Source organism: Leptothoe spongobia TAU-MAC 1115 (assembly GCF_018739885.1).
In the GTDB taxonomy this organism is placed as follows: Bacteria; Cyanobacteriota; Cyanobacteriia; order Phormidesmidales; family Phormidesmidaceae; genus Leptothoe; species Leptothoe spongobia.
Genome location: NZ_JADOES010000078.1, coordinates 1 through 3,934, shown reverse-complemented (window position 1 = coordinate 3,934; position 3,934 = coordinate 1). Strand labels below are relative to the sequence as shown.

Annotated in this window: 3 protein-coding genes; 1 reads left to right on the top strand and 2 read right to left on the bottom strand. The window is 59.2% G+C overall.

What is annotated here, in order from left to right; translation table 11 throughout:
• Positions 1-506: 506 nt before the first annotated feature.
• Positions 507-1,088 carry a hypothetical protein gene (locus IXB50_RS21830; RefSeq protein WP_215611113.1) on the bottom strand — a complete coding sequence of 194 codons (582 nt, stop codon included), beginning with the start codon at positions 1,086-1,088 and terminating at the stop codon, positions 507-509.
• A gap of 241 nt (positions 1,089-1,329) precedes the next feature.
• On the opposite strand from IXB50_RS21830, the gene mtnA reads away from it, so the two are divergent.
• Complete coding sequence (gene mtnA / locus IXB50_RS21825; RefSeq protein WP_215611112.1) at positions 1,330-2,436, top strand: S-methyl-5-thioribose-1-phosphate isomerase; 1,107 nt, start codon at positions 1,330-1,332, stop codon at positions 2,434-2,436.
• A gap of 715 nt (positions 2,437-3,151) precedes the next feature.
• On the opposite strand, the gene IXB50_RS21820 is transcribed toward mtnA, so the two are convergent.
• Positions 3,152-3,766, bottom strand: a complete 615-nt coding sequence (locus tag IXB50_RS21820) for a GNAT family N-acetyltransferase (RefSeq protein ID WP_215611111.1) — start codon at positions 3,764-3,766, stop codon at positions 3,152-3,154.
• Positions 3,767-3,934: the final 168 nt, after the last annotated feature.

The following is a 3,934-nucleotide window of genomic DNA, read 5'->3' as shown; positions in this document are numbered from 1 at the left end:
CCCGCGCTCATCACCTGACTCTGCCGTTCGCTCCGGCGGTTCCAGGAGCAATGATGCGAACTTCAAATCCACCGCACTAGCGGCCCCTTTCGCCACCACGGAGTACTGGCGCCCGGTCTTGCGGCCTGCGCAGCAAACCGGGATGACAACGACGGGAACAAATTCCGTATCCCGACTTGGTTTCGGACGGGATCAGACGGTTTCATGTCTCACCGCGGCAAAGACCACATTCTGACGAAGCGCGGAGGGCTGTTGCGCACGGGCCGAAGCGAAAATCCACTCTCCCGATGGGAGAGGTTACCAGTGTTCAGCAACCAAATGGCCCGTTCGACCCCAGGCAAAAACCACTCGGTCTTTTCCAACTCAAGCCACAAAGAGGACTGGGTTCCGGCCTTCCGCTGCGCCGCAGCCGGAATGACAAGTTGACTGACTGGAGATCGTCTCACGAGAGCCGTATTGAGGTAAAACGCAAAGCAGCGGCTCAAGCGACGGAATGGCAACGGATGTCAAATCGGGTTGGAAAACCAGGCGAAGGCAATAAGGCCGACGACGCCTGCGGCAATCCCAATGCCGAATGCGCCGGCAACTGCAAGCCAGGACGTTCTGCTTTCGCGCACCCGGACGACCTTGGACTCCTGCGCGACTTCCTTCAGACGGTTGTTCAGCCAGTCGCCTTCAAGAGCTTTTTCGCGTTCGATCACGCGTTCCGCGATGTATTCGGTCAAACAGTCGGCCATATCGTCGATATTCGCCGTCTCCAGGATGACGACCCGGCCGAGGCGCGTGTCCTTGAGGAATCGATAGGTCTTGCGGTCCCCTCCTACGGCGACGTGGCTGGTCGCATCGATCCACAGACGCGGCGTGGACCCGGAAATGATCTGCAGGGAAAACTGGTCGTCATCCTCCGGTATCTCCTTGAAGACGTCCTTCAATTCGTCGGCCAGCATGTCGAGCCGCGCCCGTTCCGTGTCCTGCAATTCGACAACCACGTCCGATCTTTCGACTTCGCCCAGCTGCACCTTGCGGATGGCATCGCGCAAGGAGCGAATACGCGTGTGTGGGACAACGTTATCCTGCATTTCAGACATAAGGCGCCTGGCTCCGTTCTTCTGCCGTCTCTGACCCCGAGTCTTAACCGACTCGCGCAGGGGCAGAACGGCGCTCCGCCGTCACCTGCCGCCTATCCACCGGCAATGATCTCAAAATGGTTAACAAAGCTTAGGGGAAAATTAACCGTAACGCCAGCAAGGCGGCGCTGGCTTCACTCCAAATCATGGGTTATGCAAAGTTAGAATGTTTGTCGTCCACCAGCCACGGGGAGACTGCGTCATGAATGTTGATGGCAAGAAATACCGCACGATCTGGCTCGCTCAGGACGGAGGCAGCGTCGAGATCATCGACCAGACCAAGTTTCCCTACGCTTTTGAAATCATCAAGCTGCACACGATGGAAGACGCAGCCCATGCCATCCGGGTGATGCAGGTTCGCGGGGCACCGCTGATCGGAGCGACAGCCGCCTACGGCGTCGCCCTGGCGATGCGGGCAGACTCCTCCGATGAAGCTCTGCACAACGCCTGCTCCGCTCTATTGCAAACGCGTCCGACGGCCGTGAACCTTCACTGGGCACTGGATCGCGCCCGCAAGAGCCTCATCCAGGTGGCTCCCGCCCTGCGCGCCGCGGCCGCCTTCACGCTTGCCAACGAAATCTGCGACGAGGACATCGGCATCAACATGGCCATCGGCATGCATGGCATGGAACTGATCGCCGCCATTTCCGAAACCAAGCGCAAGGGTGAACCGGTCAACATCCTCACCCATTGCAACGCCGGCTGGCTTGCCACGGTCGACTGGGGAACGGCGACTGCTCCGGTCTACATGTCCCACGACGGCGGCATCCCGGTTCACGTCTGGGTGGATGAAACCCGCCCCAGGAACCAGGGCGCATTCCTGACAGCATGGGAACTCGGCCATCACGGGGTGCCGCATACGGTTATCGTCGACAACGCCGGCGGGCACCTGATGCAGCATGGCCAGGTTGACATGGTGATCACCGGAACCGACCGGACGACGGCAAGCGGCGATGTCCGCAACAAGTTCGGCACATATCTGAAAGCCTTGGCCGCCAGGGACAATGATGTGCCCTTCTATGTCGCCCTGCCCTCGCCGACGATCGACTGTGCCCTGTCCGACGGTGTCCGCGAAATTCCGATCGAGGAAAGGGCGGGAAGCGAAGTCAGCCAGATGACGGGACGGACAGATCGCGGCGATATCCAGACGATCAACATCGTCGCCGAGGGATCCGATGTCGGCAACCCGGCGTTCGACGTCACCCCGGCCCGGCTGGTTACGGGCCTGATCACTGAGCGTGGCGTTCTGGAACCTAACCGCCAGGCGATCGCCGAAGCCTTCCCCGAACGGGTCAAGATGAGCGCCTGAAGCCGAAATCCGCTTAATCTTTTGCCTCCACGTCATCCCCGCCAGTCAGTCAGGACAAGTGAGGCACAGCCGAACGTTGATCCGGAAAAAAGTGGTCAACGTGAGCGCCGCGAACCCATGTCGTAGCTGGGCTTGATTGGGCCGCGCCTACAGCGCGAATGATATCTGGATTCCAGATCTGCGCGCAGCTCCGCTGCACTTGTCTGGAAGGACGGTGTTTCCTTTGTTTTGGTCTTTCTGCACAAAGCTTGCGTGAATTGTTTCAAAAGAAAGCGCTCTGACAGCGCCGTCAAACATTGGTCAAGCCCTCACCCTCCGGCACCGTCGCTCTCCGTCGGTCATTCCGGACAAGTGAGGCACTGCCGAACGCCGATCCGGAAACCAGAGATCAGCGTGAGCGCAGCGAACCCAGGTCGTAGCTGGAATGGTTCAAACCGCGCCATCGGCACAATTTCTCACACCAAGGTCATCCCCGACTTGATCGGGGATCCAATCCAGATCTCGATAGCGACCGGCTTGATAGATTGGTGAAGCGATTGCAGAGCCTTGCTGGCGCGCATCTTCGGCTCTGGAAACGAGTGGATCCCCGATCAAGTCGGGGATGACCGCGGAAATTGCTCTGAAATGGGCGATGCGAACTTATCCCGCTTCATTTCGAGGAAGCGCGATACGCAGTCTCGAAGCGTGTGCAATTTACGCGTTTACCTCGTGCCATCTACCCCTTGATCACGGGTACATGCGGAGCCGTCTCGTACGGGTAGAGCCCGAGAAGCCTCGGGTCGTCGTCGATCTCGATGGACCGCTTGTAGGGCTTGAAGCCGCAGGACGTATAGAACCTCATCGCCTGCGGGCTGTCACCAGTGCAGGTATGCAGCCACAGGCGCTTGGTTTGCGGCCGCGACCAGGCGATGTCGACAGCCTGCGCCATCAGCCAGCGCCCGAGACCGCCGCCGATCGCGTCCGGAACAAGACCGAAATAGGAAAGCTCGGGTTCTTCAGGGTTGCCAAACTCCAGTTCCAGCGTTCCGATTGGCGTATCGCCTTGCATGGGCAGGTAGTTTTCACGCACCGGGTCGGCCAGCATTTGACGAAGTTCTTCGTCCGTATGGGTCAACCTGCCGAACCAGATCCAGTCTTCGCCCACCTGCCGGAACAGGCGCCGATAGGCCTCAAGATCCGGCTCGTGCCACCTGACCAGTTCGACATCATCACGCGCCGGCGCGAGCGGTTTCGCCGGCGCTTCCATCATTTCCAGAAAAGTGACGACAAAGGCGATCTTGCCGTCAGGCACGTCCGTGTATCCGGTCAGGTTGAGCGTTTGGTCAGGCATGAGACGATCCTGGATCAGAAAAGAAAAAGCGCCCGAACGGCTTATCAGCTGGTCCGGTTTTGACCAAGTGCGCCAGTTGCGGTTTGCACGCCTTTAACGCTTCATTAACCACGTCCTGAGAGATTGAAACCGTATCCAGGAAAGATGCGCTGATGCCCAAGGTCGGGA

What these genes read in the sequence shown, in the direction of transcription:
- IXB50_RS21820 (WP_215611111.1), bottom strand. Translation starts at nt 3,766, where the DNA reads ATGCCTGACCAAACGCTCAACCTGACCGGATACACGGACGTGCCTGAC.
- IXB50_RS21830 (WP_215611113.1), bottom strand. Translation starts at nt 1,088, where the DNA reads ATGTCTGAAATGCAGGATAACGTTGTCCCACACACGCGTATTCGCTCC.
- mtnA (WP_215611112.1), top strand. Translation starts at nt 1,330, where the DNA reads ATGAATGTTGATGGCAAGAAATACCGCACGATCTGGCTCGCTCAGGAC.